The sequence below is a fragment of the Simplicispira sp. 125 genome, from assembly GCF_003096555.1.
In the GTDB taxonomy this organism is placed as follows: Bacteria; Pseudomonadota; Gammaproteobacteria; order Burkholderiales; family Burkholderiaceae_C; genus Simplicispira.
The window spans coordinates 53,874-70,481 of the sequence record NZ_QEKM01000001.1 but is presented as its reverse complement, the minus strand read 5'-3'; the positions used below and the strand labels follow the sequence as shown (position 1 = coordinate 70,481).

Annotated in this window: 16 protein-coding genes; all 16 read right to left on the bottom strand. The window is 63.6% G+C overall.

Translation table 11 applies throughout. The annotated features are described in order from the left end of the window. Window positions 1-105 precede the first annotated feature (105 nt). The 16 genes from clsB to C8D04_RS00260 all read right to left on the bottom strand — a co-directional run bounded on the left by clsB (window position 106) and on the right by C8D04_RS00260 (window position 16,587). Window positions 106-1,323: a cardiolipin synthase ClsB gene (clsB, locus tag C8D04_RS00335; protein WP_116003086.1), complete on the bottom strand. Its 1,218-nt coding sequence runs from the start codon at window positions 1,321-1,323 to the stop codon at window positions 106-108. Further along, entirely contained in the window at window positions 1,323-2,060 is a 738-nt protein-coding gene (locus tag C8D04_RS00330; protein WP_116003085.1) for an endonuclease/exonuclease/phosphatase family protein, read from the bottom strand. Before C8D04_RS00330 ends, clsB begins: the two co-directional genes overlap by 1 nt. Window positions 2,061-2,220: 160 nt before the next feature. Beyond that, window positions 2,221-2,715, bottom strand: coding sequence for a dihydroneopterin triphosphate diphosphatase (gene nudB / locus C8D04_RS00325; protein ID WP_116003084.1), 495 nt, complete (start codon window positions 2,713-2,715; stop codon window positions 2,221-2,223). 4 nt (window positions 2,716-2,719) lie between these two features. After that, entirely contained in the window at window positions 2,720-3,541 is an 822-nt protein-coding gene (locus C8D04_RS00320; protein ID WP_116005917.1) for a CsgG/HfaB family protein, read from the bottom strand. Window positions 3,542-3,629: 88 nt separating this feature from the next. After that, a complete protein-coding gene (gene aspS / locus C8D04_RS00315; RefSeq protein WP_116003083.1) occupies window positions 3,630-5,444 on the bottom strand; it encodes an aspartate--tRNA ligase in 1,815 nt (604 codons plus the stop codon). Between the two features lie 38 nt (window positions 5,445-5,482). Then, entirely contained in the window at window positions 5,483-6,103 is a 621-nt protein-coding gene (locus tag C8D04_RS00310; protein ID WP_116003082.1) for a DUF502 domain-containing protein, read from the bottom strand. Window positions 6,104-6,111: 8 nt separating this feature from the next. Then, a complete protein-coding gene (locus C8D04_RS00305; RefSeq protein ID WP_116003081.1) occupies window positions 6,112-6,429 on the bottom strand; it encodes an FmdB family zinc ribbon protein in 318 nt (105 codons plus the stop codon). Between the two features lie 80 nt (window positions 6,430-6,509). Beyond that, window positions 6,510-7,964, bottom strand: coding sequence for a sodium:solute symporter family protein (locus C8D04_RS00300; protein ID WP_116003080.1), 1,455 nt, complete (start codon window positions 7,962-7,964; stop codon window positions 6,510-6,512). A gap of 106 nt (window positions 7,965-8,070) precedes the next feature. Next, on the bottom strand, window positions 8,071-9,639 hold the full coding sequence (gene ubiB / locus C8D04_RS00295) for a ubiquinone biosynthesis regulatory protein kinase UbiB (protein WP_116003079.1): 1,569 nt from the start codon (window positions 9,637-9,639) through the stop codon (window positions 8,071-8,073). Further along, on the bottom strand, window positions 9,636-10,199 hold the full coding sequence (locus C8D04_RS00290; RefSeq protein ID WP_116003078.1) for a hypothetical protein: 564 nt from the start codon (window positions 10,197-10,199) through the stop codon (window positions 9,636-9,638). The genes ubiB and C8D04_RS00290 overlap by 4 nt, the downstream gene beginning before the upstream one ends. A gap of 50 nt (window positions 10,200-10,249) precedes the next feature. Beyond that, entirely contained in the window at window positions 10,250-11,242 is a 993-nt protein-coding gene (locus tag C8D04_RS00285) for a Tim44-like domain-containing protein (RefSeq protein WP_116003077.1), read from the bottom strand. A 19-nt stretch (window positions 11,243-11,261) separates the two neighbouring features. Beyond that, window positions 11,262-11,993, bottom strand: coding sequence for a bifunctional demethylmenaquinone methyltransferase/2-methoxy-6-polyprenyl-1,4-benzoquinol methylase UbiE (ubiE, locus tag C8D04_RS00280; protein WP_116003076.1), 732 nt, complete (start codon window positions 11,991-11,993; stop codon window positions 11,262-11,264). 133 nt (window positions 11,994-12,126) lie between these two features. Next, window positions 12,127-12,552 (bottom strand): DUF971 domain-containing protein, encoded by a 426-nt coding sequence (locus tag C8D04_RS00275; protein ID WP_116003075.1) that lies wholly within the window; start codon window positions 12,550-12,552, stop codon window positions 12,127-12,129. A gap of 58 nt (window positions 12,553-12,610) precedes the next feature. Beyond that, window positions 12,611-14,311 (bottom strand): electron transfer flavoprotein-ubiquinone oxidoreductase, encoded by a 1,701-nt coding sequence (locus tag C8D04_RS00270; protein ID WP_116003074.1) that lies wholly within the window; start codon window positions 14,309-14,311, stop codon window positions 12,611-12,613. Window positions 14,312-14,319: 8 nt separating this feature from the next. Continuing rightward, window positions 14,320-15,522 (bottom strand): 3-oxoadipyl-CoA thiolase, encoded by a 1,203-nt coding sequence (gene pcaF, locus C8D04_RS00265; RefSeq protein ID WP_116003073.1) that lies wholly within the window; start codon window positions 15,520-15,522, stop codon window positions 14,320-14,322. Between the two features lie 30 nt (window positions 15,523-15,552). Next, window positions 15,553-16,587 (bottom strand): zinc-binding dehydrogenase, encoded by a 1,035-nt coding sequence (locus C8D04_RS00260; protein WP_116005916.1) that lies wholly within the window; start codon window positions 16,585-16,587, stop codon window positions 15,553-15,555. Between the last annotated feature and the right edge of the window lie 21 nt (window positions 16,588-16,608).

Genomic DNA, 16,608 nt, shown 5'->3' with positions numbered 1-16,608 from the left:
GTACCAGCGATCAAACGCCATCGTTTTTCAGGGTTTTTAGCCCTCTAGCGCTTACCCATCAAGCGCAATAAGCTATCAATTAGATAGCGATCTATCGCCTGCACATCAATAGCGGCTGCCCGTGAGCCACAGCGCCAGCCGCACCAGCACAAAGGCCACGCGGTCCAGCACCCGCTCGCGCCAGGTGCGGTCGGCATAACGCGCGGGGTCCAGGCCCCGGCCCTCGTGCTGCATGGCATGCTCCAGGCGCGCGCGCAACTCGGCGGCAAAGGCAGCGTCTTCGACCACCACATTGGCTTCACGGGCGAGCAGCAGACTCAGCGGATCGAGGTTGGAGGAACCGACCGTGGCCCAGGGCCTGGCGCCCAGGGCATCGATCACCGCCACCTTGGCATGCAGAAAACTGGGCTCGTATTCATGGATCTCGATCCCGGCCTTGAGCAGCGCGCCATACACGGGCCGCGCCGCGTGGTACTGCATGAAATACTCGTAACGCCCCTGCAGCAACAGGCGCACCCGCACGCCCCTGCGGGCCGCCATGACCAGCGCACGGCGCAGCTTGCCGCCGGGCAAGAAGTAGGCGTTGGCGATGATGATTTCCTCGCGTGCCGTGCCAATCGCTCGGCGGTAGGCCTTTTCGATACGGGTACGGTGGCGCACGTTGTCGCGCAGCAGCAGGGCGGCACGCATGTCGCTGTGGCTGTCGGGCGACGTGTCTTCATGCCGTGCTGCGCTGGCCGCTCGCAAGGCGCGCAAGGCCTCAGGCAGGCGGCGCTGGCGCACATCGCGCACGGCTTGCATGCGCCACCACAGCTGCTCCATGGCATCGCTGGCGGGCACCACCAGGCTGCCTGTCACCGCCACGGCAAAGTCGAGCCGCGGCGCTGTCAGAACACCATGGTTGGGGTCATGGAAGTCGTCCAGCACATTGATGCCGCCACAGAACAGCAAGTGCCCATCAACCACGCACATCTTGCGGTGCAGGCGACGCCAGCGCTGTGGCAACAACAGCCCCAAGGGACCGAGCGGCGAATACACCTGCACCTGCACGCCCGCACTGCGCATGCGATCGGCCCACGCCTGCGGCAAGCGGCCCGTGCCCACACCATCGACCACGAGGTGCACATGCACACCCCGCAAGGCGGCCCGCATCAGGGCCTCGGCCACACTGGCGCCAGACTCTGTGAAATCGAAAATATAGGTCTCGAACTGGATATCGGCCAGGGCGGCATCCATGGCCTCGATCAGGGCGGGAAAATACTCCTGCGCCCCCTGGAGCAGCCGAACCTGGTGATCCGCATAAAAATCGGGCACCTTTGCCATCAGAGCCTGAATTCGGCAATCAGCGGCAAATGGTCAGACATGCGCCACCAGATGCGCCCACGCGGCACATGCAGGCCCAGCGGCGTCAGGCCGCGCACATAAACATGGTCCAACTGCGCCAGCGGTAGCCGCGCCGGGTAGGTAAAGGCGCGGGCATCGTCAAACTCATACAGACCAAAACCGGCGAGCATGCGCTTGATCTGCAGGCCCCAATCGTTGAAGTCTCCGGCGACGACCAGCGGAGCGCCCTTGGGCACCTCACGCTCGATAAAGCGCTGCAGCTGCCCGATCTGCCGTATGCGGCTGCCCGGGATAAGCCCCAGGTGCACCACGATGACGTGCACCTGGCGGCCATGCACCCCCACTTCCACGTGCAGCAGACCGCGCTGCTCGAACCGGTGGTCGGAGATATCTTCGTGCTGGTGCCCGATGACCGGCCAGCGCGTCAGCAGCGCGTTGCCGTGCTCGCCATGTTTGGTGAACGCATTGGTGCGGTACACCGCCTCATAACCCTCGGGGGCAAGATACTCGGCCTGGGGCACATCGGGCCAACGCTGAAAATAGGCCGCCTCGCGCCGGTGCAGTTTGCGCACTTCCTGCAGGCAGACGATGTCGGCGTCGAGCTGCTCGACCGCCAGGCCCAGGTTGTGGATCTCCAGCCGACGCGCCGGGCCAAGGCCCTGCACTCCTTTGTGGATGTTGTACGTGGCAACCCGCAAGATGTCGTCGTTTTCCATCGGATCATTTTCTACCACCTGGGCACGATGCGCTACGGCTAAGGATGTTTGCGGGGCCCACAACGAGAGGCCCGACACACACTCAAGACATCCTCCTACACCCTGTGGGCCGCCCGCTGCCCATCAGGCGGCGATTTGCCACACCATCACGCAGGCCTGTTTACACAATGGGCTCGGTCCCCGCAAAACGCGGCAACAACAGGCAGGCTTCAGCGTTGGACGGTGAATAGCAGGCCAGGGCAGCGTCCCGCCAGCCAAGCCATTGCCAGGCCACATGTTCACGCGGGCTCAGTTGCACGGCGGTGCCTTCCGGCACTTCCAGGCTAAAGATGTGCTCCGTGTTCTCGCGCACACCCGGCGCATAACGGTGCAGCCACTGGGGGTAGATGCTGTAGACGTTTTCCAGACACCAGTCACGCAGCACACAGCCCGGTGCATCGGCGGCAATACCCGTTTCTTCCCACACCTCGCGCACCGCCGTTGTCCGGAAATCCTCTTGCAGCGTATCCTTACTGCCCGTGACGGACTGCCAGAAAGGCCCACCCTCCGGCGCATCGCCCACCCGGCGGATCAGCAGCACATCAAGCGCCGGCGTATGAATCACCACCAGCACCGACTCCGGGATCTTGCAGGCCTGCTGCACACTGGCGACCACGCCGTCAGTTCCCGGTGGAGCGCACGGTGGGAACCGGCGGCGGAAGCGTCTTCGCCTGCAGGGCGCGCACTTGCAGCACCAGCTGGTTGTGGGCGTCCAGAAACGCTGCGGCGATGACCTTGCCCTCGTTGGTATTGCTCCAGCCCGCGCCCGCAGCGCCGCCGAGCTTGCCAAACACCAGTCCTCCCACGCCCAGGTCGGTGGTGCGCGCCGAACCCGTGGCAGCGGCCACCTGCTCGGTGGTTTCGTTGTCCGACAACAGCAGCGCCGTTTGCGCCTCTTTGAACTTGACTTGCTCCACCAACCCGGCCAGCCCTGCAATGTCGCGCAGCACCGGAATCATGGCCACCACACCCGCCAGCCCGCGCCCTGCATCTTGCTCGCTGAACGTGAGGCTGGGCGTCAGCGTGTACTGGGCCTCATAACCCTTGCCTTTGGCCACGGTGGAGTTCTGCCGCAGCACGCCCGACTCCTTCAGGTCCTGCTCCTGGATCGTGCCGCGCAAACCCGCGTTGCGGTCCACCACGCGAAAGCAGCCGCTCTGCTGCGCCAGCAGCTTGACGAGTGGGACGGGTGAGGCGGGCAGCTGGTAGCCTGCCCCCATCACATAACCGCTCGGGTTTTCGGCCAGCGCCAGGGTGGCCACGGGCGCGTCGCAACGCACCAGCTCACGCGCCGCGTTCTGCGCGCCCTGCGGGCCTGCTGAGCCCGTGACCACCGATCCGCCCTGGCCCAGTTCGGTTTTCTTTTCGCCGCAGGCGGCCAGCGCCAGCAGCGCAGCCAACGCAATGCCAATGCGTGCGTTGACAAGACGATTGACGTTCATCATTTGAGAAAAATCAGGATGTCGAGCGGGGACAAAAAAGGGCGCCACAAAGGCGCCCTATCGATTCTGCCCGAAGGCTTGCAAACGATCAGCCCGCCTTGGCGGCGTCGACGTTGCGCAGACGAATATGCAGCTCGCGCAACTGCTTTTCATCCACAGGCGACGGAGCCTGGGTCAGCAGGCACTGGGCGCGCTGGGTCTTGGGGAAGGCGATCACATCGCGGATCGACTCGGCGCCGGTCATCATGGTGACGATGCGGTCCAGGCCAAAGGCCAAGCCACCGTGCGGGGGCGCGCCGTACTGCAGTGCGTCGAGCAGGAAACCGAATTTCTGCTGCGCTTCTTCGGGCGTGATCTTGAGGGCGTCAAACACTTTTTGCTGCACGTCGGCGCGGTGGATACGCACCGAGCCACCGCCCATCTCCCAACCGTTCAGCACCATGTCATAGCCCTTGGAGATGCACTTCTCAGGCGCGGTGACCATGTAGTCCTCATGGCCGTCCTTGGGCGCCGTGAACGGATGGTGCACCGCCACCCAGCGGTCGTTTTCCTCATCGTGCTCGAACATCGGGAAATCGACCACCCACAGCGGTGCCCAGCGGTCTTCGAACAGGTCGTTTTTCTTGCCGAACTCGCTGTGACCGATCTTGATGCGCAGCGCGCCAATGGCGTCGTTGACGACCTTTTCCTTGTCGGCACCAAAGAACAGCAGGTCGCCGTCTTGTGCGCCCGTGCGCTTCAAGATCTCGGCGATCGCGGCGTCGTGGATGTTTTTGACGATGGGGCTTTGCAGGCCATCACGGCCCTTCGCCAATTCGTTGACCTTGATGTAGGCCAGACCCTTGGCGCCGTAGATCTTGACGAATTCGGTGTAGCCGTCGATCTCGCCGCGCGAGAGGCCGCCCGTCTCACGCGCGCCACCAGGCACACGCAGCGCCACCACGCGGCCCTTCTTCATGTTGGCGGCGCCCGAGAACACCTTGAAGTCCACGTCCCTCATCACGTCGGTGAGTTCGGTAAATTCAAGCTTCACGCGCAGGTCGGGCTTGTCCGATCCAAAGCGGTAGGCGGCGTCCTGGTAGGTCATGACCGGGAACTCGCCCAGGTCCACGCCCAGCGTGTTCTGGAACACGGTCTTGATCATTTCCTGCGTCAGATCGCGAATGTCCTGCTCTTCCATGAACGAGGTTTCGATATCGATCTGGGTGAATTCGGGCTGGCGGTCGGCGCGCAGGTCTTCGTCGCGGAAGCACTTGGTGATCTGGTAGTAGCGGTCAAAGCCCGCCACCATCAAGAGCTGCTTGAACAGCTGGGGCGATTGGGGCAGCGCGAAAAACTGGCCATCGTGCACGCGGCTGGGCACGAGGTAGTCGCGCGCGCCTTCGGGTGTGCTCTTGGTGAGCATGGGGGTTTCGATGTCCACGAACCCATGCGTGTCGAGGAACTTGCGCACTTCCATGCTGACGCGGTAGCGCAGCATGAGGTTGTTTTGCATGTACGGGCGGCGCAGGTCGAGCACGCGGTGCGTGAGGCGCGTGGTTTCCGACAGGTTTTCTTCGTCGATCTGGAACGGGGGCGTTACAGAGGGGTTGAGCACATTCAACTCGTGGCACAACACCTCGATCTTGCCGCTCTTCAAATTGTCGTTGGTGGTGCCGGCCGGGCGCGCACGCACCAGGCCCTTGACCTGCACGCAGAACTCGTTGCGCACTTCTTCGGCGGTGGCAAACATCTCGGCACGGTCAGGGTCACATACCACCTGCACCGAGCCTTCGCGGTCGCGCAGGTCAATAAAAATCACACCGCCATGGTCGCGGCGGCGGTTCACCCAGCCAGAGAGGGTGACGGTTTGGCCCAGCAGGGCTTCGGTCACAAGACCGCAATAGTGAGAGCGCATGGCCATGGCAGAACTTCCGGCACCCAGAGGGGCGCATTAAAAAATTACGAAGATGTCTCAAGAACCGGGTCGCTGGGAGCAACCACGCCCATGGAGACGATGTAGCGCAGAGCAGCATCCACGCCCATTTCGAGCTCGATGCAGTCGCTCTTGCGCACCATCACGAAATAGCCACCCGTGGGATTGGGGGTGGTGGGCACGTATACGCTGACGAATTCGTCGCGCAGGTAGGCCGCCACCTCGCCGCTGGGCGCACCAGTGATGAAAGCCACCGTCCATACACCCTCACGCGGCCACTGCACCAGCACGGCGGTGCGAAAAGCATTGCCGCCCTCGGAAAACAAAGTGTCCGACACCTGCTTGACGCTGGAATAGATGGAGCGCACCACCGGAATGCGGCTGACCAGCGCGTCGCCCCATTGCAACAGCTTGCGCCCGGCAATATTGCTGGTGGTGGCGCCCACCACCAACAGGATCAACAAGGTCAGCAGGACACCGAAGCCCGGGATGTGAAAGCCCAGCAAGCGGTCGGGATGCCACGCCACGGGCAGGATCAGCAAGGTCTGGTCCAGCAGCCCGACGATCCAGTTGAGCACCGCGATGGTGATCGCTCCGGGAACGATCACCAGCAAACCGGTAAAGAGCCATTTGCGCAGCGGGGCCATCTGGGCTTTCAGGGCGTGGGAGTGGTGCCTGCAGCGGGTGCGACAGGAGCGACAGTGGAACTTGCGCTGGATTCTTTGGCTACCGGAGCAGCTTCGGTAGCGCCGCCACTACCGGCATCGGTGCTCGGGGCCGCTGTGGGCGAACCCCCGCGAAAGTCGGTGGCGTACCAGCCCGAACCTTTGAGCTGAAAGCCCGCAGCCGTCACTTGCTTGGAAAATGCCTCGGCACCGCAGGCCGGGCACACCGTCAGTAACGGATCCGAGATTTTTTGCAGCACATCCTTGGCATGGCCACAGGAGCCGCATTTGTAGGCGTAAATTGGCATGTCGTAAGCCTGGATTGAAAGTGCAAAGCCTTCAATTATAGGCGGCAGCCCCCAAAATCAAGGGCGTGCCTGCACTGCATTCAGGCGGCGCTGCCCTCGTAGTGGTGTACCTGGCCCTTGTGGTTGGGGATGAACTGGGGCGCCAACGACCCCGCCACCATGCCCACCACGGCAGCCAGCACGCCCGCCAGTTGCTGCGGAAACGCCTCTGAGAGCATGGGGCTGGCCACGAACAGCAGCCACACGCCCAGCCCCAGGCTCACTGCCGCCAACGCCCCCTGGGAGGTAGCGCGTTTCCAGTACAGGCCAAAAACCAGCGGTACGAACGCACCGACCAAAGGCACCTGGTAGGCGCCTGACACCATTTCATAGATCGATGTGCCCTGCATGGTGATCGCATAAGTCAGCACGCAGGCCGTGAACACCAGCACCGAAATACGCATGGCTTTGAGCGTGACGGCATCGCTCATGCCCGGACGCAGGTTGCGCAGGATGTTCTCGACAAAAGTGGTGGAAGGGGCCAGCAAGGTGGCCGATGCCGTGGACATGATGGCCGACAGCAGCGCCCCAAAAAAAGCAATCTGCAGAGCCAAAGGCATGCGCTCCATCACCAGCGTGGGCAGCACCTTTTGGGGGTCGTCTCTGAGCAGCGCCTGCGCTGTTTCGGGCATGATCAGCACAGCGGCCGTCACAACGAACATCGGGATAAAGGCGAACAACAGGTAAAGCGCGCCACCGATGACCGGGCCAATGCGTGCCGTGCGGGCACTATTGGACGACATGACGCGCTGGAACACATCCTGCTGCGGAATCGAGCCCAGCATCATGGTGATGGCGGCGGCAAAGAAAAAGGTCCATTCCTTGAGCCCGCCATTTTGCGGAAAGAAATGAAACTTGCCTTCACGCGCCGCAAAGTCGACCACCTTGCCTGCGCCACCCGCCAGATCGGCGGCAAACCAGGCGATGGCAATAAGGCCCAGCGCAATCACGATCATCTGCACAAAATCGGTCAGCGCCACAGACCACATCCCACCATACAAGGTGTAGACCAGCACAATGGCCGTGCCCAGCACCATGCCGGCCGTGACCGAGATCGTCCCTTGGGTCAGCAGGTTGAACACCAGACCCAGCGCCGTGATCTGCGCGGCCACCCAGCCCAGATAACTGAAAATGATGATGCCCGAGCACACCACCTCGATGGTGCGGCCAAAGCGCAGGCGGTAGTAATCGCCCAGGGTGATCAGGTTTTTCTGGTACAGGCGGTAAGCAAAGAACAGGCCCACCAGGATCAAGCACATCGAGGCGCCAAACGGGTCTTCCACCACTTCCCCCAGCCCGCCTTCGACAAACCGGGCAGACACCCCCAGCACCGTCTCCGATCCAAACCAGGTGGCAAAGGTGGTGGCAATCACCACCGCCAGGGGCAGGCTGCGCCCCGCGACGGCGTAGTCGGCCGTGTTGTGCACACGGGTCGCCGCATACAGCCCGATGCCGATCGATGCCAGCAAATACAGAACGATGAAAGTGACCAGCATGCGCCGCTCCGCTGTGAGGTGATGTGGGTTAAAAGAAAACGACGCGCATTATCTGCGCAACCCACGCCTGTCCGTGTGGCACAGGCGGGACATTGGGCGCAAACCCCTAGAAAAGGCTGACCCGCACGATGGCCTGCATGACAATCAGGCCCAGCACAAAGCCGATACAGACATACACCAGACCTTGCAACAGGCGGTTGGTATGCCGCTGCTCCTTGAGCAGCTCGAGCAGCTCACGGTTTTGCTCCAGCGCAGGCTGGCGCTGCAAGTGATCATGCAGAAGCCGTGGCAGCGCGGGCAAAATTTTGGCGTAGTGCGGCGCCTGGGCGCGCAGTTCCCGCTTGAAGCGCTGGGGGCCAAGCTGGTCGAGCATCCACTTTTCCAGAAAAGGCTTGGCTGTGCTCCACAGGTCCAAATTCGGATCGAGCTGGCGGCCCAGCCCCTCAATGTTGAGCAATGTTTTTTGCAGCAGCACGAGCTGCGGCTGAATCTCTACATTGAAGCGCCGCGAGGTCTGGAACAGGCGCATGAGCACCATGCCCAGCGAAATTTCCTTGAGCGGACGGTCGAAATACGGCTCACACACGGTGCGAATGGCCCCTTCGAGTTCATTGATCCGCGTGCCCGGTGGCACCCAGCCGCTCTCGATGTGCAACTCGGCCACGCGCTTGTAGTCGCGCCGGAAAAAGGCCGCAAAGTTTTGCGCCAGGTATTCCTTGTCCGATTCTGTCAGAGTGCCGACGATGCCAAAGTCGAGCGAAATGTAACGCCCAAAGGTGGCCGGGTCCAGGCTGACCTGGATGTTGCCGGGGTGCATGTCGGCGTGAAAAAAGCCGTCACGGAACACCTGCGTGAAGAAAATGGTGACGCCATCGCGCGCCAGTTTCGGGATATCCACCCCCGCATCGCGCAGGCGCTGCACCTGGCTGATGGGTACGCCATTCATGCGCTCCATCACCATCACCTCAGGGTGGCAGAAATCCCAGTGGATGATGGGCACTTCCACCAGGTTCAGCCCCTCCATGTTCCGCCGCAGTTGCGCGGCATTGGCCGCCTCGCGCACCAGGTCCAGCTCGTCGTGGAGGTAGTTGTCGAACTCGGCCACCACCTCGCGCGGCTTGAGGCGCTTGCCGTCGGCCGACAAGCTCTCGACCCAGCCCGCCATCATGCGCATGAGGCTGAGATCCTTCTCGATGACCGGCAGCATCCCTGGACGCAACACCTTCACCGCGACCTTGTGCAGCGCCCCATGGCGATCGCGCAGCGTGGCGAAATGCACCTGGGCAATGGAGGCGCTGGCCACGGGCTCGCGCTCGAACGACTCAAAAACCTCGGCCACGGGGCGGCGAAAAGCCCGCTCGATGGTGGCGACGGCCACGGCCGAGTCAAACGGGGGAACGCGGTCCTGCAGGTGGGCCAGTTCGTCGGCAATATCGGGCGGCATGAGGTCGCGCCGCGTGGACAGCACCTGCCCAAACTTGACAAAAATGGGGCCCAGCCGTTCGAGCGCCTCGCGCAGGCGCTGGCCCCGGGGGGCACTGAGATCGCGCCCCACAGAAACGATGCGGGCCAGCAGGCGCAGCCAAGGTTTCTGGAAGCTGGTCAGCACCAACTCGTCAAGGCCAAAGCGCAGCACCACCCAGACAATGGTGGCGCCACGAAAGAAGCGCTTCATGGAATGGTGCGGTCCGCAGACCACGCAGAGGCGCTGCCGGGCGCACGGCTTTGCACAAATCCGCGCAGGGCTTGCATCGCGCCGCGCGCAATGCTGGCCAAGGTGTGCGCCGGCACATCGCCCAGCAGCCGAGCGAGATCCTCCTCCAGCTCCCAGCGCAGGTTGTCGGCCAGCCACTGGATGTCACCGGCAAATTGCACATCTCCGTCAATACGCACCGTTGGGCGGTCACCGCGCAGCGCGGCCTGGGCCAAATCCAGCGGCGAGGTTTGCGTCACTTCCAGCCGCAGGTCCGGCGTAGCACCCTCAGCGGCCTTGTCGAACAGACCGGCGGGGGTGATTTGCAGCGCCATGAAGAACTGACGCCACTGCACACGCACCACGCGACCCCGCCGGGGCAGCAGGCGCTGGGTGGCCGCGGGTTCCTGCATCAGCACATGGTTGAGCAACAGCACCACGCGGTGCTGCATCTCGTGCACCAGCCATTGCGGGGGCTGCGGACCAGCGGCGACGCGCTCGAACACGCTGCCAAGAAAAGAAAAAGGGGACTGTGTTGCCATAGTCCCCGATTATTCCCTGAACCGCGCCTACTGCACGGATTGACCGCAAATCACTGCAATGCTTGCACCCCGGACACCAGCCAGCCTGACGAGCCACTCTTGGCCTTGGTCATGTTCCAGACTTCGCGGAACGGGCTGGGGCCCGCCGAAGCGTCTTCGCGGATCATGCCGGAGAACTCGATGCTGGCCATGTAGCCTTCGTCCAATTCTTCGATGCCCAGCAACTGGGCCTCGATCATGACCACATCGGTCTGGTTGGGATGCTCGCCACCATGGGTTTCGCGCTCTGCCAGCTGGGTGCGAATTTCGTCCAGCATGGCGTCGGTCATCATGGAGCGCAGCGTGGCGATGTCGGAGCGGTCCCAGGCGGCCTGCAGCGTGATGAAGTTGCGTTTGGCCGCTTCGGTAAAGCCCGCCACGTCAAAACCTTCGGGCACACCCCAGTTTTGCGACCCGGCCAAAGCCGAGCCGATCACCACGCCATTACCGCCGCTGGCCTGGCGCTGGGCATCAAAAGCCATGCTGCTGCGCTCCCAGGGTCGTGCCGAGGCGTCGTTGCCTACCTTGTCGGGGCTGTAATCTTTGGGGGCATAGGCGCCTTCGGGGGTCGAGGAGCCTGCTCCCTGGAAGGCCAATGGCGAGCCGCCCTGGCCTGCGCCAGGCCCCTTGCGGGAGCGCATGAACATCTTGAACACCGCAAACGCCGCCATGGCCATCAAGGCAATCAGCAGGAACTGGCCAAACCCGGCTCCCAGACCCAGCGAATGGGCTAGCCAGGCCAGGCCCAAGCCAGCGGCCAGGCCACCGAGCATGGCACCCCAAGGCTTCCTGGGCGCTGCGGCTGCGGGGGCCGCTGCCGGTGCGCCAGGCTTGGCAGCAGCATTGTTGGCGTTCTGGGCAGGCGCCGCCGGTGCGGCATTGCGCTGCGTCACGTTGCTCGACTGCTGGCCGAACGATTTTCCGCCGCCCATGCGCCGGGCTTGCGCATCGGGCTGAACCATCAATAGGAAGGCCACGAACAAAGCAGGCAAGAGTTTTTTCATGTCGGAGGTCTCCTGGTTTTCAACATTTGATACCCACATGCAGGGCAACGACACCGCCCGTCATGTTGTGATAGTCCACATGGCCAAAACCGGCCCGGTGCAGCATGGCTTTGAGTTCATCCTGGTCCGGGTGCATGCGGATCGATTCGGCCAGGTAGCGGTAGCTGTCGGCGTCGCCAGTGATCATCTTGCCAATGCGGGGCAGGATGTTGAAGGAATACCAGTCGTACGCCTTTGCCAACGGCCGCGCCACCTTGGAGAATTCCAGCACCAGCAGCTTGCCGCCGGGTTTGAGCACACGGCACATTTCCTTCAGCGCCACATCCTTGTGCGTCATGTTGCGCAGTCCAAAGGCCACGCTGACCACATCAAAGTGCTGGTCAGGGAAAGGCAGGCTCTCGGCGTCGCACACCAGGGTGGGCAGCAGCACACCGGCATCGATCAGGCGGTCACGGCCCACGCGCAGCATGGCTTCGTTGATGTCGGTGTGCACCACACGGCCCGTGGCGCCCACCTTGCGGGCAAAGGCCAACGAAAGATCGCCCGTGCCGCCGGCAATGTCGAGCACCTGGCTGCCTTCGCGCAGGTTGGCCACCATCACGGCGTAGGCCTTCCAGGCACGGTGCAGGCCGCCAGACATCAGGTCGTTCATCACGTCGTACTTGGACGCAACCGAATCAAACACGCCACGCACATGGCGAGCCTTGTCTTTCTCGTCGACCGACTGGAATCCGAAATGCGTGGTGCTCATGGTTTAGATGCTATCTGTTATCAGGACAACCCTGCGATACCGTTGGTTATCTGATTTAAAGGAAAAAATGGCCGGAGCGCCCGACTATAAAGCGCTAATAGCTATCAATAAAGTAGCGAATGCTGCTCGGTTTTCAATGACTGGAACAGCCCGAACCGGACTGGCGCGTGGCTTTAGAGGGCATGGGTGCATCGCGGTCCGCGCCTGCGGCCTCGAGGCGGGCAAGGTAGGCCTGCCACATCGCGTCCTGGCGCTGGCCAAGTTCGTACAGGTAGTCCCACGTAAAAATGCCGCTGTCGTGGCCGTCGGAAAATGCGGGCTGCACAGCATAGTTACCCACCGGCTCCAGACCGACCAGCGTCACTTCGCGCTTGCCCGTCTGCAGCACTTCCTGGCCTGGACCATGGCCCATCACCTCGGCGGAAGGGGAATACACACGTAGCAATTCAAACGGCAGGCGAAAGGCCGCGCCGTCGGAGAACACCACCTCCAGCACGCGCGATTGTTCATGCACCGTGATCGACTGGGGCGTGGGCGCGCCCGGTTTCAAACCTGCCATGGGGATTTACCTGTGAAAAAGAATGCCGTAATAACCGACATTCTCCCATCGCGCTGTGCTACATGCCCGAGTAGTTCGGTCCGCCGCCGCCTTCGGGCGTGACCCACACGATGTTCTGCGTCGGGTCCTTGATATCGCAGGTCTTGCAGTGCACGCAGTTCTGCGCGTTGATCTGCAGGCGCTGCGCGTTGCCGCCCTTGGCTTCGTCGGGCACGAACTCGTACACACCAGCGGGGCAATAGCGGGCTTCGGGCCCGGCGTACTTTGCCAGGTTGATCTGGACCGGCACGCTGGCATCCTTGAGCGTGAGGTGCGAAGGCTGGTTTTCAGCGTGGTTGGTGTTGCTGATGAACACGCTCGAGAGCCGGTCGAAGGTGAGCTTGCCGTCGGGCTTGGGGTAGACGATGGGCTTGCACTCGCTGGCCGGCTTGAGGTAGGCGTGGTCGGGCTTGTCGCGGTGCAGCGTCCATGGAATATGGCCGCGCAGCACGAAATGCTCGAAACCGTTCATCAGCGTGGCCGTGGTCAGGCCGTATTTGAACCAGTTCTTGAAGTTGCGGTCTTTGTTCAGCTCGGTGTGCAGCCAGCTGGCCTCGAAAGCCTTGGGGTAGGCGCTCAGTTCGTCATGCTGGCGACCGGCCACGATGGCATCAAACGCGGCTTCGGCGGCCAGCTTGCCGGTCTTGATGGCTGCGTGGCTGCCCTTGATGCGGCTGACGTTCAGGTAGCCGGCATTGCAGCCCACCAGCGCACCGCCCGGGAACACTGTCTTGGGGAGCGAGTTGATGCCGCTGGCGTTGATGGCGCGCGCGCCATACGACAGGCGCTTGGCCGTGATTTCGCCCTGGGCGTTTTCGAAGTAGTAGCGGACGTTGGGGTGCGTCTTCCAGCGCTGGAATTCTTCGAACGGGCTCAGGTAGGGGTTGGTGTAGCCCAGGCCGGTGACAAAGCCCACAGCCACCTTGTTGTCCTCCATGTGGTACATGAAGGCGCCGCCATAGGTACTGCTGTCCATGGGCCAGCCGGCGGAGTGCATGACAAAGCCGGGCTGGTGGCGGGGCGGGTCGATTTCCCACAGCTCCTTGATGCCGATGCCAAAGCTTTGGGGGTCGCGGTTTTCATCGAGCTTGTAGCGTGCGATCAACTGCTTGCCCAGGTGGCCGCGTGCACCTTCGGCAAACACGGTGTACTTGGCGTGCAGTTCCATGCCCAGCTGGAAGTCGCCCGTGGGTTCACCTTCCTTGCCCACGCCCATGTTGCCGGTGGCCACGCCCTTGACGGCGCCTTGTTCGTTGTAGAGCACCTCGGCGGCGGCAAAACCGGGGAAGATTTCCACGCCCAGGGCCTCGGCCTGCTCGGCCATCCATTTGCTGACGTTGCCCAGGCTGACGATGTAGTTGCCGTGGTTGTGCGCAAATGGGGGCAGCACCATGTTGGGCACACGAAAGCCCGAGCGCTCGCTCAGGAACATGTAGGCGTCTTCGGTCACTGGCTGGTTCAAAGGCGCGCCGCGCTCTTTCCAGTCAGGAATCAGCTCGGTCAAAGCCTTGGGGTCCATGATGGCGCCCGAGAGGATGTGCGCGCCGGGCTCCGAGCCTTTTTCGAGCACCACGACCGAGACATCCTGGCCGCGTTCAGCCGCCAACTGCTTGAGGCGGATGGCCGTGGCCAGGCCACCGGGGCCACCGCCCACGACCACCACGTCGTATTCCATGGCTTCGCGCGGACCAAATTGAGCGAGGATTTCTTCGTTTGTCATAGCGCTGCTCACACCCGCTCCAGAACAACGGCAATGCCCTGCCCCACGCCGATGCACATGGTGCACAGCGCGTACTTGCCGCCCGTGGCGTGCAGGCGGTTGACGGCGGTGGTCGCCAGGCGCGCGCCGCTGGCCCCCAGCGGGTGGCCCAGCGCGATGGCGCCGCCCCAGGCGTTGACGCGTGCGTCGTCGTCTTTCAAGCCCAGTGCGCGCAGCACGGCCAGGCCCTGGGCGGCGAAGGCTTCGTTGAGTTCGATCACGTCCATGTGGTCGATGGTCAGCCCCGTCTGCGCCAGCACCTTGAGCGTGGCGGGCGTGGGGCCAAAGCCCATGATGCGCGGCGCCACACCGGCAGTGGCCATGCCGACCACGCGGGCGCGGGGCGTGAGGCCGTTCTTGGCGGCGCTGGCTTCGCTCGCCAGCAGCAGGGCGCAGGCGCCGTCGTTCACGCCCGAGGCGTTGCCGGCGGTGACGCTGCCGTCCGGGCGCACGACGCCCTTGAGCTTGGCCAGCGCTTCGAGGCTGGTCTCGCGCGGGTGTTCGTCCTGGCTGACGATGAGGGCGTCGCCCTTCTTCTGCGGGATGTGCACCGGCACGATTTCGCGCGCCAGGTGGCCGGCCTGGATGGCGGCCACGGCGTTCAACTGGCTGCGCAGCGCCATGCGGTCTTGCGCTTCGCGTTCGATCTTGAATTCGATGGCGACGTTCTCGGCCGTTTCGGGCATGGAATCCACGCCGTACTGTTCCTTCATCCGCTTGTTGATGAAGCGCCAGCCGATGGTGGTGTCATACACCGCATTGTTGCGGCTGAAGGCACTTTCGGCTTTGGGCATGACGAAGGGGGCGCGGCTCATGCTTTCCACGCCGCCGGCGATCATGAGGCTGGCTTCACCGGCCTTGATGGCGCGCGCCGCCGTGCCCACGGCGTCCAGGCCCGAGCCGCACAGGCGGTTGATGGTGGCGCCGGGCACGTCGATCGGCAGGCCCGCCAGCAGGCTGGCCATGTGGGCGACGTTGCGGTTGTCTTCGCCGGCCTGGTTGGCGCAGCCATAGAGCACGTCGGTGACGGAGGCCCAGTCCACGCCGGGGTTGCGCTCCATCAGCGCCTTGAGGGGGATGGCGCCGAGGTCGTCGGTGCGCACCGAACTGAGGGCGCCGCCGTAGCGGCCGATGGGGGTGCGGATGGCGTCGCAGATGAAGGCTTGGGTCATGGTGTCAACACATTCAAGGGTGATTTCATTTCAGTGGTCGATGCGCAGGACGAGCTTGCCGAACTGCGCGCCCGACTCCAGGCGGTCGAGCGCGGCATGCACATCGTCGAGCGGGTATTCACTGTCGATCACCGGCCGCAGGCCGGTGCGCTCGACAAAGCCGAGCAGATCACGGAACTCGCCATGGCTGCCCAGGCTGGAGCCGAAGATCTGCAACTGGCGCACGAAGAGGCGGCGCAGGTCCGCACCTGGCTGGTCGCCCGTGGTGGCGCCGCAGGTGACCAGGCGGCCACCGCGCACCAGCGACTTCAGGGCAGACGGCCAGGTGACCGCGCCCGTGTTCTCGAACACCACATCCACACCACGCCCGCCCGTGAGGGCCATGACCTCTTTCACCACATCGCCGGTCTTGCCATGGATGCCGTGATCGGCCCCCATCGCTCGTGCCCGTTCGAGCTTGGCATCGTCGCGCGAGGTCACGATGACGCGCGCGCCTACCGCCTTGGCCAGTTGCAGCGCCGCCAGCGAAACGCCGCCACCGATGCCGAAGACCAGCACCGTCTCCCACGGCTGAAGCCGCGCCTTGGAAAACAGCATGCGCCAGGCCGTGAGGTGGTTGACACCGAGGGCGGCCGCCTCGGCAAAATCCAGGTGTGCGGGCTTGGGAAACACCTGGGCCGCTGGCAGGCCGACCCACTGCGCAAAGGTGCCGTCGCGGTGCTCGCCCAGGAACTGGATGCGCACGCACAGGGCCGTGTCACCGCGCTGGCAGAACTCGCAGCGGCCGCAGCCGATGCCGGGGTGCAGCACCACCTCCTGGCCCGGGCGCAGCAGGGGTTCATCCGCATCCACGGCCTCCACCGTGCCCGCGCCGTCGAGCCCCAGGATCTGCGGCAAGCGGTGCGTGATGCCGGCACCGCTGTCGCGCATGTAGAGGTCCACGCGGTTGAGCGTGGCCGCGCGCATGCGCACCACCACCTGCCCTGGGGCGGCGGACGGCTTCTCGCGCTGCCCGATCTGGACGACCTCGTTGCCCCCATGGCCGGTGATGTATGCCGCTTTCATGCTTTCACTCCATCGCAGGCT